Origin of the sequence: Streptomyces zingiberis, assembly GCF_012034935.1 — a bacterium.
GTDB lineage: Bacteria > Actinomycetota > Actinomycetes > Streptomycetales > Streptomycetaceae > Streptomyces > Streptomyces zingiberis.
In genome coordinates this window covers 222,865-246,692 of sequence record NZ_JAATEN010000006.1, presented here as the reverse complement: position 1 = coordinate 246,692, position 23,828 = coordinate 222,865, and the positions used below count along the sequence as shown (strand labels likewise).

General features: G+C 73.8%; 18 protein-coding genes, 2 tRNA genes and 1 pseudogene. 16 read left to right on the top strand and 5 right to left on the bottom strand.

What is annotated here, in order from left to right:
- Nucleotides 1-70 precede the first annotated feature (70 nt).
- The 4 genes from HCK00_RS10495 (at nt 71) to HCK00_RS10480 (ending at nt 3,748) form a co-directional block, all read left to right on the top strand.
- Nucleotides 71-2,293: an ATP-dependent DNA helicase UvrD2 gene (locus HCK00_RS10495; RefSeq protein WP_168101547.1), complete on the top strand. Its 2,223-nt coding sequence runs from the start codon at nt 71-73 to the stop codon at nt 2,291-2,293.
- Nucleotides 2,294-2,587: 294 nt separating this feature from the next.
- Complete coding sequence (locus HCK00_RS10490) at nt 2,588-2,908, top strand: hypothetical protein (RefSeq protein ID WP_240965467.1); 321 nt, start codon at nt 2,588-2,590, stop codon at nt 2,906-2,908.
- 136 nt (nt 2,909-3,044) lie between these two features.
- Nucleotides 3,045-3,410, top strand: coding sequence for a WhiB family transcriptional regulator (locus HCK00_RS10485; protein WP_168101546.1), 366 nt, complete (start codon nt 3,045-3,047; stop codon nt 3,408-3,410).
- On the top strand, nt 3,407-3,748 hold the full coding sequence (locus tag HCK00_RS10480; RefSeq protein WP_168101545.1) for a putative WhiB-interacting protein: 342 nt from the start codon (nt 3,407-3,409) through the stop codon (nt 3,746-3,748). Before HCK00_RS10485 ends, HCK00_RS10480 begins: the two co-directional genes overlap by 4 nt.
- 161 nt (nt 3,749-3,909) lie before the next feature.
- Here HCK00_RS10480 and HCK00_RS10475 read toward each other — a convergent pair whose 3' ends face one another.
- Together HCK00_RS10475 and HCK00_RS10470 are read right to left on the bottom strand one after the other, a co-directional pair.
- Nucleotides 3,910-5,448: an ABC1 kinase family protein gene (locus HCK00_RS10475; protein ID WP_168101544.1), complete on the bottom strand. Its 1,539-nt coding sequence runs from the start codon at nt 5,446-5,448 to the stop codon at nt 3,910-3,912.
- A complete protein-coding gene (locus HCK00_RS10470; RefSeq protein ID WP_168101543.1) occupies nt 5,441-6,658 on the bottom strand; it encodes a TOMM precursor leader peptide-binding protein in 1,218 nt (405 codons plus the stop codon). Before HCK00_RS10470 ends, HCK00_RS10475 begins: the two co-directional genes overlap by 8 nt.
- Before the next feature lie 381 nt (nt 6,659-7,039).
- Between HCK00_RS10470 and HCK00_RS10465 the strand changes: the two are divergent.
- The 4 genes and pseudogenes from HCK00_RS10465 to HCK00_RS10450 form a co-directional block, all read left to right on the top strand.
- A pseudogene (locus HCK00_RS10465) lies at nt 7,040-7,639 on the top strand (M48 metallopeptidase family protein); the annotation flags it as partial.
- Nucleotides 7,640-7,950: 311 nt separating this feature from the next.
- Nucleotides 7,951-9,627, top strand: coding sequence for a TerD family protein (locus HCK00_RS10460; RefSeq protein ID WP_168101541.1), 1,677 nt, complete (start codon nt 7,951-7,953; stop codon nt 9,625-9,627).
- An 11-nt stretch (nt 9,628-9,638) separates the two neighbouring features.
- Nucleotides 9,639-10,322, top strand: coding sequence for an AIM24 family protein (locus HCK00_RS10455; RefSeq protein ID WP_168101540.1), 684 nt, complete (start codon nt 9,639-9,641; stop codon nt 10,320-10,322).
- A gap of 17 nt (nt 10,323-10,339) precedes the next feature.
- Nucleotides 10,340-11,101 carry an AIM24 family protein gene (locus HCK00_RS10450; RefSeq protein ID WP_168101539.1) on the top strand — a complete coding sequence of 254 codons (762 nt, stop codon included), beginning with the start codon at nt 10,340-10,342 and terminating at the stop codon, nt 11,099-11,101.
- 161 nt (nt 11,102-11,262) lie between these two features.
- On the opposite strand, the gene HCK00_RS10445 is transcribed toward HCK00_RS10450, so the two are convergent.
- On the bottom strand, nt 11,263-11,841 hold the full coding sequence (locus HCK00_RS10445) for an NUDIX hydrolase (RefSeq protein ID WP_168101538.1): 579 nt from the start codon (nt 11,839-11,841) through the stop codon (nt 11,263-11,265).
- Nucleotides 11,838-13,343, bottom strand: a complete 1,506-nt coding sequence (locus tag HCK00_RS10440; RefSeq protein ID WP_168101537.1) for a zinc-dependent metalloprotease — start codon at nt 13,341-13,343, stop codon at nt 11,838-11,840. The genes HCK00_RS10445 and HCK00_RS10440 overlap by 4 nt, the downstream gene beginning before the upstream one ends.
- 194 nt (nt 13,344-13,537) lie before the next feature.
- Between HCK00_RS10440 and HCK00_RS10435 the strand changes: the two genes are divergently transcribed.
- From HCK00_RS10435 to HCK00_RS10420, 4 genes are all read left to right on the top strand, one after another.
- The gene (locus HCK00_RS10435; RefSeq protein WP_168101536.1) at nt 13,538-14,644 is read left to right on the top strand and encodes an NAD-dependent epimerase/dehydratase family protein; all 1,107 of its coding nucleotides are present in this window, start codon (nt 13,538-13,540) and stop codon (nt 14,642-14,644) included.
- Between the two features lie 258 nt (nt 14,645-14,902).
- Complete coding sequence (locus HCK00_RS10430; protein WP_168101535.1) at nt 14,903-15,361, top strand: molybdenum cofactor biosynthesis protein MoaE; 459 nt, start codon at nt 14,903-14,905, stop codon at nt 15,359-15,361.
- Between the two features lie 528 nt (nt 15,362-15,889).
- The gene (locus HCK00_RS10425; RefSeq protein ID WP_168101534.1) at nt 15,890-16,084 is read left to right on the top strand and encodes a hypothetical protein; all 195 of its coding nucleotides are present in this window, start codon (nt 15,890-15,892) and stop codon (nt 16,082-16,084) included.
- Between the two features lie 80 nt (nt 16,085-16,164).
- Entirely contained in the window at nt 16,165-17,253 is a 1,089-nt protein-coding gene (locus HCK00_RS10420; protein ID WP_168101533.1) for a YlbL family protein, read from the top strand.
- A gap of 271 nt (nt 17,254-17,524) precedes the next feature.
- On the opposite strand, the gene HCK00_RS10415 is transcribed toward HCK00_RS10420, so the two are convergent.
- The gene (locus HCK00_RS10415) at nt 17,525-18,106 is read right to left on the bottom strand and encodes a PPA1309 family protein (RefSeq protein ID WP_168101532.1); all 582 of its coding nucleotides are present in this window, start codon (nt 18,104-18,106) and stop codon (nt 17,525-17,527) included.
- A 209-nt stretch (nt 18,107-18,315) separates the two neighbouring features.
- On the opposite strand from HCK00_RS10415, the gene HCK00_RS10410 reads away from it, so the two are divergent.
- The 4 genes from HCK00_RS10410 (at nt 18,316) to HCK00_RS10395 (ending at nt 23,781) form a co-directional block, all read left to right on the top strand.
- Entirely contained in the window at nt 18,316-21,246 is a 2,931-nt protein-coding gene (locus HCK00_RS10410; protein ID WP_168101630.1) for a UPF0182 family membrane protein, read from the top strand.
- A 42-nt stretch (nt 21,247-21,288) separates the two neighbouring features.
- Nucleotides 21,289-21,362 (top strand) — tRNA-Met (locus HCK00_RS10405).
- Between the two features lie 168 nt (nt 21,363-21,530).
- Nucleotides 21,531-23,543: a tetratricopeptide repeat protein gene (locus HCK00_RS10400; RefSeq protein WP_168101531.1), complete on the top strand. Its 2,013-nt coding sequence runs from the start codon at nt 21,531-21,533 to the stop codon at nt 23,541-23,543.
- A gap of 164 nt (nt 23,544-23,707) precedes the next feature.
- Nucleotides 23,708-23,781: transfer RNA gene (locus tag HCK00_RS10395), tRNA-Met, on the top strand.
- Nucleotides 23,782-23,828 lie beyond the last annotated feature (47 nt).

Genomic DNA, 23,828 nt, shown 5'->3' with positions numbered 1-23,828 from the left:
GGTACGACCGGAGCCCCCGGCCTGTGGACGGTCCTCCGCGTCCGTCCGGGCGACCTGGCAGCATGGCGGGGTGACTCCAGCCACCCCGTCCCCGATCTTTCCCGGCCACGCCCTGCCGTCGGATCCCGCGGCCGCCCCGGCCGACGCCGACGCCGTGCTGGACGGGCTGGACCCGGAACAGCGCGAGGTCGCCCTCGCCCTGCACGGGCCGGTGTGCGTGCTCGCCGGCGCCGGGACCGGCAAGACGAGAGCCATCACCCACCGCATCGCCTACGGGGTGCGGGCGGGCATCCTCCAGCCGGCCTCCGTGCTCGCGGTGACCTTCACCAACCGGGCCGCGGGCGAGATGCGGGGCCGGCTCCGCCGCCTCGGCGCCACCGGTGTCCAGGCCCGTACCTTCCACTCCGCGGCCCTCCGCCAGCTCCAGTACTTCTGGCCCCGGGCGGTCGGCGGGCAGCTCCCCCGGCTGGTCGACCGGAAGGCCCCGCTCGTGGCGGAGGCCGCCACCCGCTGCCGCCTCCGGCTGGACCGCAGCGAACTCCGTGACGTCACGGGGGAGATCGAGTGGGCCAAGGTGACCCAGACCGTCCCCGAGGAGTACCCGGCCGCCGCGGGCGCGGCCCGCCGCTCCTCCCCGCGCGACCCGGCCGAGACGGCCCGGATCTACGCCGTCTACGAGCAGCTCAAGCGGGAGCGGGGCGTCATCGACTTCGAGGACGTGCTGCTGCTGACGGTCGGGGTGCTCCAGGAACGGCAGGACGTCGCCGAGGAGGTCCGCCGCCAGTACCAGCACTTCGTGGTCGACGAGTACCAGGACGTCAGCCCTCTCCAGCAGCGGCTGCTGGGCCTGTGGCTCGGCGAGCGGAACAGCCTCTGCGTCGTCGGCGACCCCAGCCAGACCATTTACTCGTTCACCGGCGCCACCCCCGACCATCTGCTGGATTTCCGCTCCCGCCACCCGGGCGCCACGGTGGTCCGGCTCATCCGGGACTACCGTTCCACCCCCCAGGTGGTGCACCTCGCCAACGGCCTGCTGGCGCAGGCGAGCGGCCGGGCCGCGGAACACCGGCTGGAGCTGGTCTCCCAGCGCGCGGCCGGTCCGGAACCGGTGTTCACCGAGTACGCGGACGAACCGAGCGAGGCCGAGGGCACGACACGGCGCATCCGCGAGCTGCTCGACGCCGGAGCCTCCGCCGCGGAGATCGCCGTGCTCTACCGGATCAACGCCCAGTCGGAGAGTTACGAGCAGGCCCTCGCGGACCAGGGGATCCCCTACCAGCTCCGTGGGGCCGAGCGGTTCTTCGAACGCCCCGAGGTCCGGGAGGCCGGGCTGCTGCTGCGCGGCGCCGCCCGGGCGGGGGAGGCCACCGACCCCTCCCTGGCCGGCGCGGACCTTCCCGGGCAGGTACGGGCCGTGCTCTCCACCCGCGGCTGGACCGGCGAACCGCCGGTGGGCTCCGGAGCGGTCCGGGACCGCTGGGAGTCACTGGCCGCGCTCGTCCGGCTCGCCGAGGACTTCGCCCGGGCCCGGCCCGCGGCCACGCTCGCCGACTTCGTGACGGAACTCGCCGAACGGGCGAGCGTCCAGCACGCCCCTCCGGTCGAGGGCGTCACTCTCGCCTCGCTCCACGCCGCCAAGGGCCTGGAGTGGGACGCCGTCTTCCTCGTCGGGCTCACCGAGGGCATGATGCCGATCACTTACGCCGTCTCCGAGGAGCAGATCGAGGAGGAGCGGCGGCTGCTGTACGTCGGTGTCACCCGGGCCCGCGTCCACCTGGGGCTCTCGTGGTCGCTCTCCCGCACCCCCGGCGGGCGCGGCGGCCGGCGGCCGAGCCGTTTCCTGGACGGCCTGCGCCCCGGGTCCGGGACCCAGGTGCCGGGCTCCGTCCCCCGCCGTCTCTCCGCCGTGGCCGGGGTGGAACGGGGCGCGCCGCCCCGGCGCAAGCGGGTCCCGGCCCGCTGCCGGGTGTGCGGCCGGACGCTGACCGACGCCGGCGAGATGAAACTGATGCGCTGCGAGGACTGCCCCTCCGAGCTCGACGAGGGCCTCTACCGCCGGCTGCTGGAGTGGCGGGAGGAGCGAGCGGCGGAGTTGAGCCAGCCCGCGTTCTGCCTCTTCACCGACAAGACGCTGATGGCGATCGCCGAGACCGTTCCGGCGAGCGCCGGTGAACTGGCCGTGATCCCCGGGGTGAGGCGGCGGAAGCTCGACCGCTTCGGGGCGGAGATCCTGGCCCTCTGCTCGGGGGCGGAGCCCTCCTCCGAGCCCGCCGCCGAGTCCTCCGGCGGCTGAGGCCGGACCCCGGCGGGCTGCGCCGTTCGGGCGGTCGCGGTGGGGCCGTGCGGTGGCCGCGGGGGAGGCGCCGGCGGTCACCGCCGGGTGCGCGCGGGGCCCGGCCCGGGCCTGCGGAGAAGTCGCCCGGAAGTCGTCGGAAAAATAGTTTGCGCATGCCGCCGGATTCCCCATAGGTTCTCTTCCACGGGCATGACAGGGCCTTTGGGCCCCGATGTCCCGTTGTACCGACCTGCGAAGACCGGCTCCGGCCGGTCCCCGAGACGCCGAGAGGAGGCGAGCCCAGTGATCAGCATGACGAATGCCCCCGGTCGTGACGCGCTCGTCTTCTGTGGCGCCGGCGTCTCCGTGCTCCCGGGAACCGGTATGTCCGGAGTCCTGGAAGCGCGTCTCGTCGACCGTGCCCGCTCGGCGCGCGTCGAGCGACCGGCTCAGGCACCGGTGGCAGCAGCGGCGGCACAGGTTCCGGCCTATGCCCTCCTCGCGGCCAAGGGTGCCGCTTCCCGGCAGAAGTGGACCGACGGCAGCTCTGCCTTCGGTGCGACGTCTGCGGCCGAGCTTCACCACACGATTCGGGCCTCCCGCGGCCATGAACCCTGGAGAGATCCAGCCTGATCAGCCGATCAGGCCGGCACCTTCCAGGGCCGCGGAACCCGAACCGGGATCCGCGGCCCTTTTCGTTGCCCCGACCGGCACCGGCAGCCATCCCCGGCCCACCCGGCCCGGGCCCTACCCAAGGAAGACACCGACTGTGCTCACACCAGCGCACGTTCCGTCCCTCTCCCGGCAACACGCCACCTCTCCACCTGGTCCCCCGGAGGTCCTCTTGTCCCAGCCCACCCGGCTCACCGTGCTCGACGACGAGATCGAGCGTCTCGGTGAACTCGTCCCCTGCCGCAGCTACGACCCCGAGGTCTTCTTCGCCGAGTCGCCCGCCGACGTCGAGTACGCGAAGGCCCTCTGCAAGGGCTGCCCCCTGCGTGAGGCCTGCCTCGAGGGCGCCAAGGACCGGCGCGAGCCGTGGGGCGTCTGGGGTGGCGAGCTGTTCGTCCAAGGCGTCGTCGTCCCCCGCAAGCGGCCGCGGGGACGCCCCCGGAAGAACCCGGTCGCCGCATGAAAGCCCCCGGAACGATCGACCGCCCTCGTACGCACGACCCCATGAAGCAGGCCCCGACGATGAAACCGTCCCCCTACGAGCCTTCGGCTGCGCGCACCGCGGCCACCGCCACCACCGCCACCCCGACGTACGGCGCGGCCGGCTCGCGTCAGAACAGGAACCGTGAGATGCAACTCATTCCAGAAGCCCTGGCTCGTGCTCATATGCACGAGCGCCTCCAGGAGGCCGAGTCCGAACGCAGGGCGAACCGGCTGGTCCGTGCCCGGCGGATGCAGCGCCGCGCCGAACGCGCCTCGCTGCGTGCCCGGCGCGCCCTGGCCATGGCCGTCATGCAGTGACGACCCGCCTCCGGCGCCGATCCCGGCACCCGCCCACCGGCGCCGGAGGTCCGCTTCCGGGCCGGTCACTCCGTCCCGACCTCATGGCGGGGCCGTTCTCCACGGGGACGCGAGTCCCCACGGGGAGCGGCCCCGTGGCTGTTCCCGCGCCGCTGCCCTCGCTACCCGGGCGCGGACGTGCCGGCGGAGTCCTCGCGTGAGGCGTCCGCAGACTCACCGCCGGCCGTCTCCCGGGAGGGGGGCCCGGCCCGCTCCTCGCGCGGCGCGCGGGAAGCGTCCGCTCCGGGGGCGCCGGATTCCGTTCCGTGAATTCCTTCCCCGGCGGGGCTGTGGGCCTCGCCCTCGGTGGGGCCGTCCCCCTCGTCCCCGGCGAAGCCCGGCAGCCAGTCGAGCAGCTCCTCCCGCAGCCGGACCGTGGCGCCGAGCTGGCAGAGCACACCGATGGTGCTGAGGGTGACCCGGTGGATCAACAGGTAGGAGGGCGGCAGATTGAGCTGCCGGCCCAGCTGGTGGGCGGGGGAGCGGGGATCGGCTATGCGGGCGGCCTGATCGCGTATCCAGCCACGGGTGAAGGTGAACTCCTCCACCCGGGCCGGTTCGATGATCGGCAGCAGATAGTCCAGCACGGCGTCCGGGTCCAGCTCCACCGATTCCTTGACGAAGCCCTCCTCGCACAGTTTCGCGTGGACGCCCTCCGCGTCCCCTTCCAGGGCGCCGCGCAGCGCCGCGCCGATCAGTGGGGGCAGCCCGTCGGGCAGCCGGTCGACCGTGCCGAAGTCGAGGACGCCGAGCCGCCACAGCGCCGGGTCCGCCCCGCCGTCGGGGCCCGGCAGCAGACGGAAGTTGCCGGGGTGGGGATCCGCGTGCAGCAACCCGGTACGGGCCGTGCCGGAGAAGAGGAAACGGGCCAGCAGCTGCCCCGCGCGGTCCCGCTGCTCCTGACCGCCCCCTGCTATCACCTCGGAGAGCGGGAGGCCGTCCAGCCATTCGGTGACCAGGACCTCCTTGCCCTGGTGGACCACGTCGGGCACGACGACGTCCGGGTCGTCCGCGAACTCGGCGGCGTGGTCCCGCTGGGCCTGTGCCTCCAGGCCGTAGTCCAGCTCCTCCGACACCCGGTCCCGCAGTTCGGAGATGAGCGGTTTGACGTCCATCCCCGGGATCAGCGGGCCGAGCAGCCGGGCGAACCGCCCGAGCTGGGCGAGGTCGGACAGAAGAGCCTCACCCGCACCCGGGTACTGGACCTTGACGGCGACCTCACGGCCGTCGTGCCAGACGGCGCGGTGCACCTGGCCGATCGAGGCCGCGGCCGCGGGCTTGTCCTCGAACTCCGTGAAGAGATCCCGCCAGTCCGCGCCCAGCCGTTCCTCCAGGGCCGCGTGGACGGAACGGGCCGGCATGGGGGGCGCGGCCTCCTGGAGCTTGGTGAGCGCCGCGCGGTACGGGCCGGCGATCTCCTCCGGCAGCGCCGATTCGAAGACCGACAGGGCCTGGCCGAACTTCATGGCCCCGCCCTTGAGCTCACCGAGAACCTTGAAGAGCTGCTCCGCGGTGCGCTGCTGCAGCTCCCGGCCGACGATCTCGGCCGAACGCCCGCCGATTCTCCGGCCCAGGCCCCAGGTGGCCCGCCCGGCGAAGCCCAGTGGCAGAGCCGCGAGCTTGGCGGTACGGGTGACCGCCTTGCGGGGAAGATCAGACATGCGCTCCTCCAACTCCACTGTGCCTCCCCGGAGTGCCTCTGCGCTCCGGCTCGGCGCCCGGGCCGGACGGCCCCGCCGGCGTCCTGACGCCACCTGGTGAGTATGGCTGGTCCACCGCTCCGGACGCACCGCACCCGCAGGCCGGATGCGGTGCGAGGCGGTGGCACTCCCAGGCCAGATCGGGCAGGGCGAACTCCAGCCGGGCCCCCGCGCACACCGGCGCCCCGCCGTCCAGGAACGTCAGTGCGTGGGCGGCCGCCAGCCCGGCCACGACGGTGGCGAGCGCCGTGTCACAGGCGGGCGCGGCCGAGCCGCGGGCGGACCGCCACTGGGCGAGCATCCGGGGCCAGGTGGGTTCCCGCTCGGAGCGGTGGCGCTGGAGACAGCCGGCGCAGGCCGTCTCGCCGGGGAGCACCAGCGGCCCCACCACGCCCGTGCCCTCCAGCACACCGGCGTAGAGGTGCGGGGTGCCCGTGGCGAGCAGCGGCTCGGCGGTCGCCGGGTCCGGGGCGTGGGCGTCGAGACCGTCCCGTGGGGTGAGCACCGTCAGGGCCAGGCCGGGGCCGGGACCGCACGGCTCACCCGCTCCGGACGGCCCCCGGCGGGACCGGCCGCCACCCGGTGCGGCGGCGCGCACGGCCCGCCGCGCGGCGATCTCACGCCGCTCCCCGGCCGACTCCGGCGGCAGCCCGCCGGGCGCCGTCTCCCAGGGCGCGACCCGCCCGCCGTCCACCACGTCGACCTGGCCGATCCCCGAGGCCGACAGAGCCGTGGCCACGGCCGCGCCCACCCGGCCCGCCCCGCGTACCCGGACCCGCAGCGCCCGGCGCGCCGCCATCCGGCGGCGCGCGGCGCCCGGTTCCGGATGGACCACGGAGAGCGAGGCCAGGTCGGCCCGGAGCCGGTCCGGGTCCGCAGGTGGATCGCAGCGCTCCGGCGGCGGGACGCCCTCCACCGCCGCGTCGTCCAGCAGGCCGGCTCCCGCGAGCCGGGCCAGGAGTTCGGCGGGCCGGTCGGCGGGGAGCCCCAGCGCCTTGGCCTCGGCCCGCAGTAACGGCATTCCCCGGGTGCCGTCGAGCAGGGAGAGGAAGCTGCCCGTCGCCGTGTCCACCGGGCCCAGCACCACGGCGTGCGCCGGTGCCACCCCGAACTGCACGGTCTGCCGGTCACGCCAGCCGCGCCGCAGCGCGGGCTTGATCATCGGATGCATAGCGGCCCCTCCGGTTGTTCCCGACCGGTGCCCAGGATGACGGGCGGGGGCGGACCGGCGTCGAGCGTTGTCCACAGGGGCTGTGGATAGTCATTTCATCTCCCCGGCAAGACTTCGGGCATTTCGGTGACTTCCGGCGTCTTCGGTCCCTCCGGCCCTCCGGTGACCCGGTGACCCGGTGACCCGGTGACCCGGGATCCCGGCCCCGCGTTCACCGGGCTCCGCCCCCCGCCGGGGAGGTGGCGGGTGGGCGATCGGCGGGGACTCGGGGTGTGCGGTGGTGCACGGTGGCGCGCGTGGGTGTCGCGGGGGTATGGGGGAGTGGTGGACGAACGGACCGGAGGCGGGACTTCCCCGGCCGGGAGCGGGTAACGTCGGGGCGTGCCCGCCGATCCCACGAGCCGCGCCGGGGGCCGCCCCCGCCATGCGCCGGAGCCGTCCCGCCCCTCGCCCCGGGGGACGGGGACGGCCGCCGTCGAGGTGCGCCGGAGTGCCCGGCGGCGCCGTACCGTCTCGGCCTACCGGGAGGGGGACCGCACGATCGTCCTCATCCCCGCCCGCATGTCCCAGGCGGAGGAGGAACGCTGGGTGACGGTGATGCTCGACCGGCTCGCCGCCCAGGAGAGCCGGCGCATGCTGGACGACGGCGAGCTCGCCGAGCGGGCCGGGCGGCTGTCCGCGCAGTATCTCGGCGCCCGGGCCCGCCCGCGTACCGTGCGCTGGGTCACCAATCAGAACACCCGCTGGGGGTCGTGCACCCCCGCCGAGGGCAGCATCCGCCTCTCCCACCGGCTGCAGGGGATGCCGGGGTACGTGGTGGACTACGTCCTCCTCCACGAACTGGCCCATCTGCTGGTGCCCGGCCACGGCGCGGACTTCTGGCGGCTGCTGGACGCCTATCCCCGCACGGAGCGGGCCCGGGGGTACCTGGAAGGCGTGGCCGCCGCCGGCCGGCTGCCGCACGCCGCGGACCCCGGTGATGCCGGCGGCCCCGCCGGATCCCCTGAGTTCACCGGCGCCGCGGATCCCTCCCGCGCCGGTGAACCGCCGGACCCGCCGGAACCGCCGTGTTCCGCTCCGGCGGAGGCGCCCGCCCGCTCGGAGACCTGACCGGCCGGCTCCGGGACCTGAGTCGTGTCCCGTGCCGTCCCCGGGCCCGTCCCCGGGCGCGGTGGGGAGTTCCGTCCGGATCCGTTCCGGAAGCGGGTGCCCGGGCGATCGCCAGTGGCCGGATCCAGCCGTTAGCCTGGCGCGAGCACGGACAGCTCGGAACCGGGGGGACGGCGTCACGCATGGCCAGGGAATTCCAGCGCGGCCACAAGGCCAGGATCAGCGATCTGACGGCGGGGACCGATCTGTACATAGGGGTACGGATATCCGGCCCCGGCCTCTCCTTCGACATCAGTTGTTTCGGTCTCGACGCCGATGAACGGCTCTCCGACGACCGGTATTTCGTCTTCTTCAATCAGCCGAAGTCCCCCGAGGAGTCCATCCAGCTCCTCGGTGCGCAGGCGGGTGACACCGAGTCCTTCCGTGTCACTCTCGACCGCGTGCCGCCCTCCGTCCACAAGCTCTCCTTCACGGCGACGCTCGACGGCGAGGGGCAGATGTCCCGGATCGGGCCCGGCTATCTCCGGATCGTCGCGGGGGGCGAGGAGGTGGCCCGGTATCCCTTCGACGGAACGGAGTTCACCTCCGAGCGGGCGGTGATGCTCGGGGACTTCTACCGCAAGGACGGCTGGCGCTTCGCCGCCGTGGGCCAGGGCTTCGACGGCGGCCTCGACGCGCTGCTCAGGAACTTCGGCGGCGAGGTGCTGGAGGAGGAATCGGTACCACCGCAGGACGGCGGCGGGGTGCCGGGGTTCGCCCCGCCCGCGGAGCCGTCCGCCCCCGCCGGGCCACCCGCCTTCGCGGTCCCCGGCGCGCCGCCCGGGGCGCCCGCCGGGCAGCCCGCGCCGCCCTCCGCTCCCGCTCCGGTACACCGGTTCACGTCTCCCCAGCCCGCGCCGCCCCCACCGGCCCCGGCTCAGGCACCGGCTACGACCCCGGCGCCGCCCGGCCCGCCGCCTCCGGCCACACCGCCCCGAGCCGTTCCCCCGGCACCCGGCGCTCCCGTCCCGCCCGCCTCGCCGTGGGGCGCGCCGCCCGCGGTGCCCGCGCCCTTCCCCGGCCCCCCGGCGCCGCCCGGCGCCCCCGCGGGCCAGGTGCCGCCCGGCGCCCCCGCCGGTTATCCGCCGCCCGGCGCACCGCCCGGGCCGGTGCCCGGCGCTCCGTCGCCCTACGCGCCGCCCCAGGGCGCCGCCGGGCCGGCCGGCCTGGGCAAGGCCCTCGCCGCGTACCGCGAAGCGCCCACCGGGCAGCGCTGGACCCTCCAGAACCAGCAACTCCTCCGGGTCGACCTCGGCTCCGACGGCCGGCCCGTCCTCGCCCGCCAGGGCAGCATGGTGCTCTACCAGGGCGATGTCGACTTCTCCTACAAGGGGACCGGCCTCGCCGGCCGCGTGGTGGGCAACGCCACCGGCCAGGAACTGTCGTTGATGCGGTGCACGGGCCGTGGCCAGGTGTTCCTCGCCGAGAGCGCCGCGCAGATCCACCCGATCGAGCTCCAGGGGGACGCGATCTGCGTCTCGGCCCACAACGTACTGGCGTTCGACGAGTCGCTCCAGCACGAGGTGCGGCGGATCGAGGGACACGGCATTCCCGGCGGCGCCCTGTTCACCCTTCAGTTCCAGGGCACCGGCACCGTGGTCGTCAAGACCCACGGCACGCCCGTCGTGCTGCCCGTCACGCCGTCCACCTACGCCGACAGCAACGCCGTCGTGGCCTGGTCGGCGGCCTCGCAGGTGATCATCTCCAGTCAGGTGCGGCTCCGCCGGAACGCCTTCCCCGGTCACAGCGGGGAGACCGTGAACCTCCAGTTCCGTGGGGCGCCCGGCAACTTCATCGTCGTCCAGCCGTACGAGGTCTGAGGGAGCCCGCCATGGACCAGCACATGATCTCGGGGTACGCCCCGGCACCGGTGTCCGCCCGGATGGAGACCCACGGGCCGGCCATGCTCCGCGTCGCCCTCCACAGCGGCCAGGACCTCTTCGCCCGGACCGGTTCGATGGTCGCCTACGAGGGCTTCGTCCAGTACGAGCCCAATCCGCCCGCCGTCCGGCAGATGGCCTCGCAGTGGCTCACCGGTGAGGGCGCGCCGCTGATGAAGTGCAGCGGCGACGGCCTGCTGTACCTCGCCGACTACGGCGCGGACGTGATCTGCGTCCACTTGGCCGACGAGGCGCTGTCCGTCAACGGCAGCAACCTGCTGGCGTTCGACGCGCATCTGCGGTGGGGCGTCCAGCGGGTCAAGGGCCTGGCCAAGTTCGCCGGCCAGGGCCTGTTCAACGTGGAGATCGCCGGCACCGGCTGGGTGGCGCTCACCTCGCGCGGCACCCCGATCGTCGTCGACTGCGGCCGCGGCGAGGACGAGACCTTTGTGGACCCGGACGCCCTGGTGGCCTGGTCCACCGGACTGCGGACGAAGGGGAAGCGGAGCTTCAAGGCCGCCTCGCTGATCGGCCGCGGCAGCGGGGAGGCCTACCAGCTGGGCTTCTCCGGCGAGGGGTTCGTGGTCGTCCAGCCCAGCGAGGACAGCAGCGACCGGCTCCGGGCCCGGGGCTGAGGGGGGGAACGCACACCATGCAGAGTCCGCTGTTCGGCCACACCGAGCACCAGACGCAGGAGCGGTACGCCTTGCAGAACCCGCAGTTGCTGCGGGTCACGCTGGGCGGCCACGACGACCTGCTGGCCCGCAAGGGCAGCATGGTCGCCTACCAGGGCCTGATCGAGTTCGACGGCGAGTACCGCACACCGGGACAGCGCCGGGCCGCCGCCCGCACCGGCGAGGGCCTCGACCTCATGCGCTGCTCCGGCCAGGGCACGCTCTTCCTGGCCAACCTCGCCCAGTACGTGCACGTGGTGGAGGTGGACCAGGAAGGGCTCACCGTCGACAGCGCCTACGTGCTCGCGCTCGACTCCTCGCTGCACTGGGAGACCGTCGCCGTGGACAGCCAGTTCGGCATCTCCGGCACCGGCGCCTACAACCTGCACATCACCGGGCGCGGCAAGGTCGCGCTGATGACCTCCGGCAAGCCGTTGATGCTCCAGGTGACGCCGGACCGCTACGTCAGCGCGGACGCCGACGCGGTGGTGGCCTGGTCGGCCTCGCTGCGGGTGCAGATGCAGGCGCAGACCCACTCCGCCGGGGTCTTCCGGCGGCGCGGCAACACCGGTGAGGGCTGGGAACTCAGCTTCTCCGGCCAGGGCTACGCCCTCGTCCAGCCCAGCGAGGCGCTGCCGCCGCAGAACGCCGCCCCCGGCCAGGGCCTCGCCGCCCAGTACGGCATGGGAGCGCACGGCGCGCACGGGGCGAACCAGGGGAACATCTGGACCAACCGCTGACGGCTGTGGCCGGGAACCTCCCGGCCACAGCCGTCGGCCATGGCGCCGATACGCCGGACCGCAGTACCGCAGTACCGCCGGACGAGCCGGTTCCGCGTCCGGCGCGCCCGCCGTACCTCGGGGAAGACCGGCGGACGGACCCGCTCGACCGGCCGTCGCGCTCAGAGCAGCGCGCGCACGTCCTCCGTGAGCCGGACCACGGAGGCGTCCGCCACCTGAGCCACCTCGTCGAAGGCGAACCACCGCAGGTCCAGGGATTCCTCGCTGACCGCCGTCACCGCCCCGGCGGGCGCGACGGCGGCGTACTGCGTGTCCAGATGCCAGGCGCAGGGGGTGTGGTGCCGGTCGAGCCGGACGGGCCCGCCGGCCAGCAGCTCCAGCCCGGCGATGCCCGATTCCTCGGTGGCCTCCCGGAGCGCGGCACCGGCCAGGGTGGCGTCCGCCGGCTCGCAGTGGCCCCCGGTCTGCAGCCACAGGCCCAGCTTCCGGTGCAGGGTCAGCAGCACCCGCCCGGCCGCCGGGTCCACGACGAGCGCGCTCGCCGTCAGATGCCCGGAACGGCACGCCTTCCACATGCCGTCCGGGTGCTCCGACAGATGGCGCAGATAGTCCGCCCGCAGCTGCTCCTGCCCGGGCCCGGTGCCGGGTGTGTCCCGTTCCGTTCCCTCCCATGCGCGGGGGGTGGGGACGGGCGGGGACCAGCGTTCCAGAACGTGTGTCGCGTCCGCGTGCAGGCTCACTTCGGGCCGTCGTCCCCCCGGTCGCGGCTGTTCCCCGTGCCATCGGGGCCGTCGGTGTCAGCGGGGCCATCGGGGCGGCCCGGTTCGCCGCCCCGCTCCTCGCCGCCGGTGGCGCCGGTGCTCCCGGGCTTGTCGAACATGCCGGTGCCACCGGCGTCCGCCGCCTCGCCCAGCAGCTTGTCGAGTTCCGAGAAGTCCACCTGCTCGCGGTGGACGAAGCCGTCGGGGTCGTCCAGGTCCTCGGCGGTGGGAAGCATGTCCGGGTGCGACCACAGGGCGTCCCGGCCGTCGACGCCGCGGGCGTCGGCGAGGGAGGCCCACAGCCGGGAGGCGTCCCGCAGCCGGCGCGGCCGCAGCTCCAGCCCGATCAGGGTGGCGAAGGTCTGCTCCGCGGGCCCGCCCGTGGCCCGGCGGCGCCGCAGCGTCTCCCGCAGCGCGCCCGCCGAGGGCAGGTGCGGTGCGGCGGCGGCGTGCACCACCGCGTCCACCCACCCCTCGACCAGCGCGAGGGCGGTCTCCAGCCGGGCCAGTGCCGCCTTCTGCGCGGCCGTGTCCTCCGGCTGGAACATCCCCTGTTGCAGCGCCTCCTGCAACTGCTCGGGGTTCGCCGGGTCGAGCCGGCCGACGACATCCTCCAGCTTGGCGGTGTCCACCGTGATCCCCCGGGCGTACCCCTCGACCGCGCCGAAGAGGTGCGAGCGCAGCCACGGGACGTGCGCGAACAGCCGCTGGTGCGCGGCCTCGCGCAGCGCCAGGTAGAGCCGCACCTCGTCCTGCGGCACCCCGAGGTCCTCGCCGAACGCGGTGACGTTCACCGGCAGCAGCGCGGCCTTGTTCGACGGGCCCAGCGGCAGCCCGATGTCGGTGGAGCCGACCACCTCGCCCGCGAGGGTGCCGACGGCCTGACCGATCTGGGTGCCGAACATGGCGCCGCCCATGGACCGCATCATGCCCAGCAGCGGGCCCGCGACGGCCTGCATCTCCTCGGGCAGGATGTCGCCCATGGCACCGGAGACCCGCTCGGCGACCGGGTCGACCAGTTCCTTCCAGGCGGGCAGGGTCGCCTCCACCCACTCCGCCCGGCTCCAGGCCACCGCCGCGTGGGACCCCGAGGGGAGCGAGGTGACGCCGTCCAGCCACAGGTCCGCCAGACGGACGGCCTCCTCGACCGCGGAGCGCTCGCCCGGCGTCACGCTCGGGTCACCCGAGCCGCGCGCGACCGTCTGCCGGGCGATGTCCTTGGCCATCTCCCAGTTCACGGGGCCGCCCTCGTAGGAGAGCATCTGCCCGAGCTGCTGGAAGGCCGCGCCGAGGTCGTTCGGGTTCAGCGAGCCGAACATCGCCGCGAGCGGATTGTCACCCCCGGGGCCGCCGGGCCCCGTGCCGAAGCCGAACGGACCGGCCGGGCCCCGGCCACCGTCCTCGCCGCCCTTCTTCCGGCCGTTGTCGCCGTCCTCCGGCTCCTCCGGCGGAAGGCCGAATCCGAATGGATAGTCACTCACGGGTTTCCTCGGATCGTAGGGCCGCCGACTCGGCCGGCGGCGGCTGTCCGGCGTCACCTTCCAGCGTAGGCACGTCGGCCGCGCCGGGGCTCGGGTGCTCCGCCGCCGCCCGGCCTGCGGCAGGATGGACGCCACCTGGTCCGTACGCTCAGGCGCACGTACGCGTGTACGCAGACAACCGCTGGAGACGCCCGGTGAGTTCCCCACACCCCCAAGTTCGCGCAGCGCGAAACCCCGCGTCCGCCGCGCGGAAGCCCGTCGTCGCGGTCACCGGAGCCGCCACCGGCGCCGGTGAACTGCTGACCCGGCGGCTCGCTGCCTCGGAGTGGATCAAGCAGGTCATCGCCATCGACGAGCGCCGCGGCGAGGTGCCGGAGGCCGAGTGGCGCGTCATGGACGTCCGTGACCCGCTGATCGCCGCGGAGCTCCAGGGCGTCGACGTCGTGGTGCACCTGGCGCTCGATCTCGACCTGGAGTCCGACCCGGCCGAGCGCACCTCCCGCAACGTGCGCGGCACCCAGACCGTCCTCACCGCGTCGGCCGCCGCCGGGGTGCGCCGGGTCGTCCTCTGCACCTCCGCGATGGTCTACGGAGCGCGCGCGGAGAACGACGTTCCGCTCACGGAGGACGCCGAACTCCGCGCCACGGCGGACGCGACCTGCGTGGGCGACCTGCTGGAGATCGAGCGGCTCGGCCGCCACGCCCCCCGGGTGCATCCCGGCCTCGCCGTCACCGTGGCGCGGCCCGCGGTGCTGGTCGGCGGCACCGACACCGCGCTGACCCGCTACTTCGAGTCGCCCCGGCTGCTCGTCGTCGCCGGCTCCCGCCCCACGTGGCAGTTCTGCCACATGCACGATCTGGTGAGCGCGCTGGAGCACGCGGCACTGGAGCGGGTCGAAGGGGAGTTCGCCGTCGGCTGCGACGGCTGGCTGGAACAGGACCAGGTCGAGGAGCTGACCGGCATCCGCCGGATGGAACTTCCCTCCGCGGTGGCCCTCGGTGCCGCCTCCCGGCTGCACCGGCTCGGACTCACCCCGTCCCCCGCCGGTGACCTCGCGTACACCATGCACCCGTGGGTCGTCAGCGGCGGCCGGCTGCGCGAGTCGGGCTGGCGCCCCGAGTACACCAACGAGGAGGTGCTGGCGGAACTCCTGGACGAGGTGGCCGGCCGGCACACCGTCGCCGGGCGCAGGCTGGGCCGGAAGGACGCCACCACGCTCGGTGCCGCGGGCGCCACCGTGGCCCTCGTCGGCACGGCCGCGCTGGTGCGCCGCGCCCGCAAGGCCCGCCGCCGGCTGTAGGGCCTCCCGCCCGCCGGCCGGGCCACGGAACGGTTCCCGGCGCCCGTCCCCAGCGGCTGCCCACGCGGCCCGCATCCCGCCGCGCCCCGCGCGCCTCCGGTTGCGACGCCACCGCCCTCCGGGCCGTCCACCGCCCGTGCCGCCCGTCGCTCACCGGCGGCCGCCCCGGCCACCGGGGCCGTACGCGGTCCCCGGCCCTCGGCACGCCGGAACGCCGCCGGTTCCACGGTCCGTGTCCGGTACGGCACGATGGGCACCATGGCACGTACGTACGAGCATCCCGGTGAGCACGCCCACCCCGACCCGATCCGCCTGCTGGCGGTCCGCGACTCCCCCCTCTCCGTCGACGAGGTGTTCGCGGCGGTCTCGGACGACGCCGCGGGCGGTACCGCGCTCTTCGTCGGGACGGTTCGTGACCACGACGGCGGCGCCGACGTGGCCGCTTTGGGGTACACCGCCCATCCCACGGCCGAGGCGGAGCTTCGGCGGGTGGCCGAGAAGGTGGCCGCGGACTTCCCCGTCCGCGCCCTGGCCGCCGTCCACCGGACGGGCCAACTGGCCATCGGCGATCTGGCCGTGGTGGTGGCCGTCTCCTGCCCGCACCGCGCGGAGGCGTTCGACGCCTGCCGCCGCCTGATCGACGACCTCAAACACGAGGTGCCGATCTGGAAACACCAGCAATTCACGAACGGCACCGAAGAGTGGGTGGGCGCGTAGCGCCCTCATGGTGGGGTGGTGGTCGGGTGACGGGTGGGAGGGTGGGTGCGTAGCGCCCTCGTGGTGGGGTGGTGGTCGGGTGACGGGTGGGAGGGTGGGTGCGTAGCGCCCTCGTGGTGGGGTGGTGGCCGGGTGACGGGTGGGAGGGTGGTGCCACGGCCGGGGGTGCCTCGCGCGATGTTCCTTCGGCGGGCGAGCCGCCTGCGGCGCGGGGGAACGGGAGTCACGTCCCTCGGCACCGGGCCCCGCAACGGCACAGGCCCGCGAACCACCCTTCGCTCACCGGAACGCCCGCCCCGAACGCCCGCCCCGAACGCCCGTCCCGGGCGCCGGGGGCGTACGCCTCCGGCGGTGGGAGCGCGGGGTGTACGCGCCGTCACGGTGGGTATCCCGGGAACGGGTCCGCCGCCACGGCCCGGGTTGCGGAACCGCCCCCCTGCCGTGAGCGTTGAGCGGGCAGGTGGCTAATCTGCTGATCTGTTGTTGATCGCGCTGTTGCGCGCTGGTACATGGGGTCGGGAGGCCGGCATGGCTGCTGTCGCCTGGTTGCTGATTCCGGTGGTCGCCGCGGTCGCGGCGGGTCTGTGGGCGCGCTGGGCCGCACGCCGCCGCAAGACGGAGGATGTCGCGGAACTCGCGGGCTACGCGAAGTTCCGGGAGGCCATGGAGCGCCCCGCTCCCGGCGCCCCCTCGCGGACGGCCCCCGACTCGGACGCGGCCTGACGGCGGCGGAGCCCGGCGGCCCGGCCCCGGACGGACCGCCCCGCGCGTGGCCTTCGTCCCCGGTCCCGTACTGTCGTTCCATGCCACGCCGCACCGTGACGATGCTCACCTCCACCCTGCTGCTGGTCGCGCTGCTCTGTGCCGGGGTGCTGATCCCGGTGCCGTACGCGGAGATGTCCCCGGGGCCGACGGTGAACACCCTCGCCGAGCACGGGGGCGAGGAGGTGCTCCAGGTGACCGGCCGGAAGACGTACCCCTCGGACGGTCACCTGAACATGACGACGGTGAGGGTCACCGGAGCCGACTACCGGATGAACCTCGCCGAAGCGGTGTACGGCTGGCTCTCCCGGAACGCCGTGGTGCCCCACTCCACGCTCTACCCGAAGGGGCAGACGGCTCAGGAGGCGGACGAGGAGAACGCCGAGGAGTTCAACCAGTCGCAGGAGAGCGCCAAGGTGGCCGCGCTGGAGCAGCTCGGGATACCGGTGACCACCCGGGTGGTCGTCGCCTCCGTGGTCAAGGACAGCCCGGCCCAGAAGAAGCTGCACGCGGGTGATGTGATCAAGTACGTGGACGGCAAGGCGGTGCGCAAGCCGGCGGACGTGGCCGCGCGGGTCACCGAGCACAAGCCCGGCGAGTGGGTGGAGTTCACCGTCGTGCCCGCCAAGCAGGCCGCCGCCGCGGAGAAGGCGGGCGAGCCGGAGCCCGGCACCACGGAGACGGTCACCGTCACCACCCGGAAGGCGCCCGAGGACGGCCGGGCCGTCGTGGGCATCCAGGCCGGAACCGATCATGTCTTCCCGTTCGACATCGACATCAAGCTCGCCGACGTCGGCGGTCCCAGCGCCGGGCTGATGTTCTCCCTGGGCCTGGTGGACAAGCTGACGCCCGGATCGCTCACCGGGGGGAAGTTCGTCGCCGGTACGGGAACGATCGACGACGAGGGGAAGGTCGGCCCCATCGGGGGCATCGCGATGAAGACCATCGGCGCCCGGGAGAAGGGCGCGGAGTACTTCCTGACCCCGGCGGAGAACTGCGAGGGCGCGCTGAACGGCAAGCCCGACGGGCTGACCCTGGTCGAGGTCCGGACGATCAAGGACGCGGTGGACTCGCTGGAGAAGATCGCCGACGGCCGGGCCGGCTCGGTGCCCACCTGCGGACGGAGCTGAGCCCACCGCCCAGCCGCCCGCTGCCCGGCGGGCGGGCCGGCGCGGGGCACGTGCCACGGCACCGGCCGGCGGGGCCTGCGGGGCAGGTCCCCGCCACCCCTGCCGCCGCACGCACGCCCGTGCCGCCGCGCCCCCAGCCGTCCCGGCGTGCCGGCGGCCGCTGCGTGACCGCGCGGCGCTCGCACGCTCCCGTCGCGGCCGTCACCGCAGGCCGTGACCGCCGGCCGTCCCCCCGGCCGTGACCGGCGTCCCCGCCGTCCGCGGCGGGACCTCAGGCGAAGGTGGCCGACAGCGCCTCGGCCAGCCCCGGCACCAGGCCGGCTCCGGTGAGCACCTCGGTCGCGGTGTCCTTGTCGCGCAGCCGCAGCGCGGATTCGCGGCTGCCGTCGCGCAGCACCGCCACGGTCATCCGGACCTCCTGGCGGTCCGGGTGCTCGGCGACCCAGCGCGTCAGCTGCTCCTCGTCGAGCTCGTCCGGTACGGACGCCTCGGCCGAGGGCGGGAGCATGAGGCGCTCCACGGTCATGGCGCAGCCGCCCACCGCGTCCGGCCAGGCGATGGTGGCCAGGAACTCGTCGAGGGGGATGCCGGGCGGCAGCTCGTCCTGCTCGACAGGGGTCAGCCCGCCGGCCGGGGCGCTGCCCTCCGCCAGGCCGAGCTGTCCGGCGAGCTCGGGCTCCTCGGCCAGCAACCGGTCCGTGTCCACGAGGGCGAAAAGGCGGGCGGGCTGGTCCCAGCCGAGACCGGCCGCGTACTCGTCGATCTCCAGGACGGCGCGGGTGAGCGGGGCGGCCGCGATCGGGTCGGGCCCGTCCGGCGCGGGGGAGGAGGGGGAGGGAGGGGAGACAGGCATGGTCAATATCTTGCCTGGTTCCCCTCCGGAATCGGGAACCGGGTAAAGCTTGAGTAAGTTGCATAGGTGGGCCCTAGTATCTGTGGGCCTGTTGACATGAACCGTATGACTGCGATCTCAGTGATCACAGCGACCCCTGCGCTCCCCGCGATCGCTGCGGTCACTGCGGTCACCGTGAAGAAACACGAGGGGCGACCTTGGCTTTCCAGATGCCGGACCGCGGCGGAGGCCCGAGCGGGCCACGGATGAGAAGCGGCCGACCGTCCGGGCGCTCCAGGACCTTGCTGATGACGCTGGGCGCGCTGGCCGTTCTGGCCATGGTGTTCGTGATGTTCGCCGGGTTCTGGACCGACTGGCTCTGGTACCGCTCCGTCGACTACTCCTCGGTCTTCCGGACCACGCTGTTCACCAAGATCGGGCTGTTTGCCGTCTTCGGGCTGCTGATGGCGGGCGCCGTGGGCGTCAACGTCTGGCTGGCGCACCGGATGCGGCCGCCGCTGAGCGCCATGTCGCTGGAGCAGCAGTCGCTCGATCGTTACCGGATGGGTATCGCCCCGTACAAGAAGTGGGTGCTGCTCGGGGTCACGGCCGTGGTGGGCCTGATCGCGGGTGCCTCGGCCGCCGGTCAGTGGCGCACCTGGCTGATGTGGATCAACGGCGTCCCGTTCGGGAACAAGGACCCGCAGTTCGGCAAGGACATCGCGTTCTACGCCTTCGACCTGCCGTGGTACCGCTTCCTGCTGGCCTTCGGCTTCGCGGCGGTCGTGCTCTCCCTGATCGCGGCGGCGCTGACCCACTACCTCTACGGCGGGCTGCGGCTCAGCAGCCCCGGTGCCAAGGCGACGGCCGCGGTCACCGGCCACCTGTCGGTCCTGCTCGGCCTCTTCGTGACGCTCAAGGCGGTGGCCTACTGGCTGGACCGGTACGGCCTGGCGGTGAAGTCGAGTGACTTCAAGGCCACCGGCAACTGGACGGGCCTGCGCTACGTCGACGCCAACGCCTACCTCCCGGCGAAGACGATCCTGTTCTTCATCGCCGCCATCTGCGCGGTGCTGTTCTTCGCCACGCTCTGGCGGCGCACCTGGCAGCTGCCGGTCATCGGCTTCGGCCTGATGGTGCTCTCGGCCATCCTCATCGGCGGGCTCTACCCGGCCATCGTCCAGAAGTTCCAGGTCGAGCCGAACGAGCAGGCCAAGGAGGCGCCGTACATCAAGAAGAACATCGATGCCACACGCCAGGCGTACGGCATCGACGACTCCGAGGTGAGCGACTACGAGGGCAAGGTCTCCGTCGACGAGGAGGAGAGCGCGAAGCTCCGCGAGGAGGCCGAGACCACGGCCAGCCTGCGCCTGCTCGACCCGAACGTGGTCTCGCCCACCGTCCAGCAGCTCCAGCAGGTCCGTGGTTACTACGGCTTCCCGGACACCCTGGACGTCGACCGCTACAAGGACGCCGACGGCAAGGAGCAGGACACCGTCATCGGCCTGCGCGAGCTGAACATCAACGGCATCCCCGAGCGCAACTGGATCAACGACCACTTCAAGTACACGCACGGCTTCGGTGCGGTGGCCGCCAAGGGCACCTCCACCACCAGCGGCGGCGCGCCGGACTTCACCGAGTCCGACCTGCCGACCGAGGGCGAGTTCGGCAAGTACGAGCAGCGGGTCTACTACGGCGAGAAGATGCAGCAGTACTCGATCGTCGGTGGCCCGCAGAAGGAGCTCGACTACTCCGACGACGGCGGTGAGAAGCTCTACAGCTACACCGGGAAGAGCGGGGTGGACCTCTCCGGACCGCTGAACCGCGCCGCGTACGCCGCGGCCTTCAGCGAGCCGCAGATCCTCTACTCCGGGGCGATCGGCGAGGGCTCGCGGATCCTCTACAACCGCACCCCCAAGGAGCGGGTGGAGGCCGTGGCGCCGTGGCTCACCATCGACGGTGACGCCTACCCGGCGGTGGTCAACGGCCGCATCCAGTGGATCGTGGACGCCTACACCACCTCCAACGGCTACCCGTACGCCTCCCGGACCACCCTGGGCGACACCACGGCCGACTCGCTGACCGACGGCCAGCGCGAGGTCGTCGCCCAGCAGAACCGGGTGAACTACATCCGCAACTCCGTGAAGGCGACGGTCGACGCCTACGAGGGCACGGTCAAGCTCTACCAGTGGGACACGGAGGACCCGGTCCTCAAGACCTGGATGAAGTCGTTCCCCGGCACGGTGGAGAAGAAGAGCGCCATCGGCAAGGAGCTGATGGAGCACCTGCGGTACCCGCAGGACCTGTTCAAGGTGCAGCGCGAGCTGCTCACCCGGTACCACGTCACCAACTCCGCGCAGTTCTACAGCGGCAGTGAGGTCTGGCAGGTCCCGGACGACCCGACGAACAAGTCCGGCAACTCGGTGCCGCCGTACTACCTCAGCATGAGGATGCCGGACCAGGACGAGCAGACCTTCTCGCTGACCACGACCTTCACCCCGAACCGGCGTGACAACCTCGGCGCGTTCATGGCCGTGGACGCCGACGCCACCAGTGACGGTTACGGCCAGATCAGAATCCTGAAACTGCCGTCGAACACCACGGTGTCCGGACCCCAGCAGGTGCAGAGCAAGTTCAACTCCGAGACCGCCATCGCCAACGAGATCAACATCCTCCAGCGAGGGGACTCGGAGATCGAGTACGGCAATCTGCTGACGGTCCCGCTGGACGGCGGCCTGCTCTACGTGGAGCCGGTCTACGTCCGCGGCGCGGGGACCAACTACCCGCTGCTGCGCAAGGTGCTGGTGTCCTACGGGGACGAGACGGCGTTCGAGGACTCGCTCTCCGACGCGCTGGACGTCGTCTTCGGCGAGAAAGAGCCGTCCAGCAGTTCGCCCGAGGGCACCGGCGGTGACACCGGCGGGGACACCGGTGGTGACACCGGCGGCGGCGACGGCGGGGGTGACGCGGGCGCGAGTGAGAACCCGACGGTGCGTGAGGCCCTGAAGGACGCCCAGGACGCCATCGAGGCCGGCGAGAAGGCTCTCTCGGAGCAGGACTGGACCGCCTACGGCAAGGCCCAGAAGGATCTGAGGGACGCGCTGGAGAAGGCGGCCAAGGCCGAGAAGGACGCCGGCGGAGGCGGCGGACAGGGCAGCTGAGCAGGGCACACCCCGCGCCGTGGTACGGTTGTCACACAACGGCGCGGGGTGGAGCAGCTCGGTAGCTCGCTGGGCTCATAACCCAGAGGTCGCAGGTTCAAATCCTGTCCCCGCTACTCATATGAAGGGCCCGGAGTCAATGGACTCCGGGCCCTTCACTTGTGCGAGCGGCCTGAGGCGCGAAAGGGTTTGAGACCCCTCCATGTCGGGAAGTCGACAAAACGCCGAAGTGACTTCACTGGCTGCGGCATACCAGGTGTACGCAGGGTGCGGGTGGTGCGACGATGGCCCTTATGGGGGAGAAGGCAAGTCTGCTGGAATCGGGGCCATCCGCGGCTCCGCCGGACGCCGCGGACCACGCGGCCGCCCCTGCCGCCGGCGGCTCGGCCCCCCATGCCTTCCGCGCCTCCCACTCCACCGGCCCCGGGCCGTCCCCGGAGCCGGGTCCCGCCCCGGAGGCGGCCGCCGTCGAGGGCGGCGGAACGGAGACACAGGAAGCCCGCCACCGGCGCGCCGCCGAGGCGGGTGACGCCGCGGCCGCCGGCGTGCTCGGGGCCCTGCTCCTCCGCCGCGGTGACCTGGACGGCGCGGAGCCGCACCTGCGCGCCGCGACCGCGACCGGGGACCGGGCCGCGGCCAACAACCTGGGCGTCCTGCTGCACCAGCGGGGCTACGGCGACGAGGCGGCCGGCTGGTGGCGGATCGCCGCCGTGGCCGGTTCCGCCGCCGCCGCGCACGCCCTCGGCCGGCACTGCCGCGAACGCGGGGACGAGGCCGGGGCCGAGTACTGGCTCCGCCAGTCCGCGGAGTCCGGGCACGCCCTGGGCGCGTACGCCCTGGCCGACCTCCTGGAGCACCGCAGCGACGTCGGGGCTGAGCGCTGGTTCCGGGCCGCCGCCGAGCAGGGGCACCGTGAGGCCGCGTTCCGGCTCGCCCGGATCCTGGACGGCTCCGGCCGGCGCGACGCCCTCTTCGGCCCCTCCGGCGAGACGTTCGCCGGCGCGCGCACCGGCTCCGGACGCCCCCCGGACACCGGCGCCCGGAAGGTGCCCGGGGGCGGTGCGGCCGAGCAGTGGTACCGCCAGGCCGCGGCGCGCGGGCACCGCCGTGCGGCGCTCCGCCTCGGCGCGCTCCTGGAGGAGCGCGGTGAGCTGAAGGAGGCCGGCCGCTGGTACCTGAGCGCGGCCAAGGCCGGTGAACCCCGCGCCGCCTGCGCGCTGGGGTTCCTGCTGCGCGACGCGGGCGACGAGGAGAGCGCGGCCGTCTGGTGGCGCCGCGCCGCCCAGCAGGGCGACGGCAACGCCGCCAACGCCCTCGGGGCGCTCCACGCCGACCGCGGCGAGCAGCAGACCGCGGAGCGCTGGTACCGCGCCGCGCTGGACGCCGGTGACGTCAACGGCGCCTTCAACCTCGGCCTGCTCTGCGCCGGCCAGGGCCGCACCGACCAGGCCGAGCAGTGGTACCGCCGCGCGGCCTACGCCGGGCACCGTGAGGCGGCCAACGCGCTGGCCGTGCTGCTGCTCCAGCAGGGGGACGCGGCCGGGGCGGAGCCCTGGTTCTCCAAGGCCGCCGAGGCGGGCAGCGTCGACGCCGCCTTCAACCTGGGCATCCTGTACAGCGGGCGCGAGGAGGCGGAGGAGGCCCGCCGCTGGTACGAGCGCGCCGCCTCGGCCGGTCACACCGAGGCCGCGCTCCAGGTCGGCATGGCGCTGCTGCGGGACGGCGACGAGCGCGCCGCCGAGCGGCATCTGCGGTGCGCCGCCGGCGGGGGCAGCGCCGAGGCCGCCTTCCGGCTGGGCGCCCTGCTGGACCGCGCGGACCGCGTGGCCCGGGGGCGGGGCGCGGGCACCGACGGCGGCGCCGGCGGTTCCGGTGCCGCGGACGGCGCGGCGGAAGGACCCGCCGAGTGCGAGGAGTGGTACGAGCGCGCGGCCCGGCAGGGGCACCGCCGCGCCCAGGTACGGTGCGGGACCCTGGCCGCCGCCCGGGGCGACACCGTGCGGGCCGCCCGCTGGTACCGGCGCGCCGCCGACGCGGGCAGCCGCAACGGGGCGTTCAACCTGGGCCTGCTCTACGCCCGCGAGGGCAGTGAGCCGGAGGCGGCCCTGTGGTGGACACGCGCCGCGGAGGCCGGTCACGGCCGTGCGGCCCTGCGCCTGGCGCTGCTCGCCGCGCGCCGGGGTGAGCTCGTCGCCGCGCAGCGGTGGTGCTCGGACGCGGTCCGGCTGGGGCCGCCGGAGGTCGCGGAGCGCGCCGCGCGGCTGCTGGACGCCCTGCGGCAGGAGCTTTCCGCCTGAGTCCGGCCCCGGCTCCCCGGGGACGGACTCGCGGCTGGGTCCGGCCGCGGGGCCGTCCGGCGCGAGGGCGTTCCCGGAGCGCCGCCGCCCGTGCCCGGCCCGCCGGGCGGGGGCGGAACGGATTTGCGCCCCTTCTCGGGAGGGGGTTAGAGTGGGGAACACGACGCGGGGTGGAGCAGCTCGGTAGCTCGCTGGGCTCATAACCCAGAGGTCGCAGGTTCAAATCCTGTCCCCGCTACTCGGTACGGAGGCCCGGATCCGCAAGGATCCGGGCCTCCGTCGTTT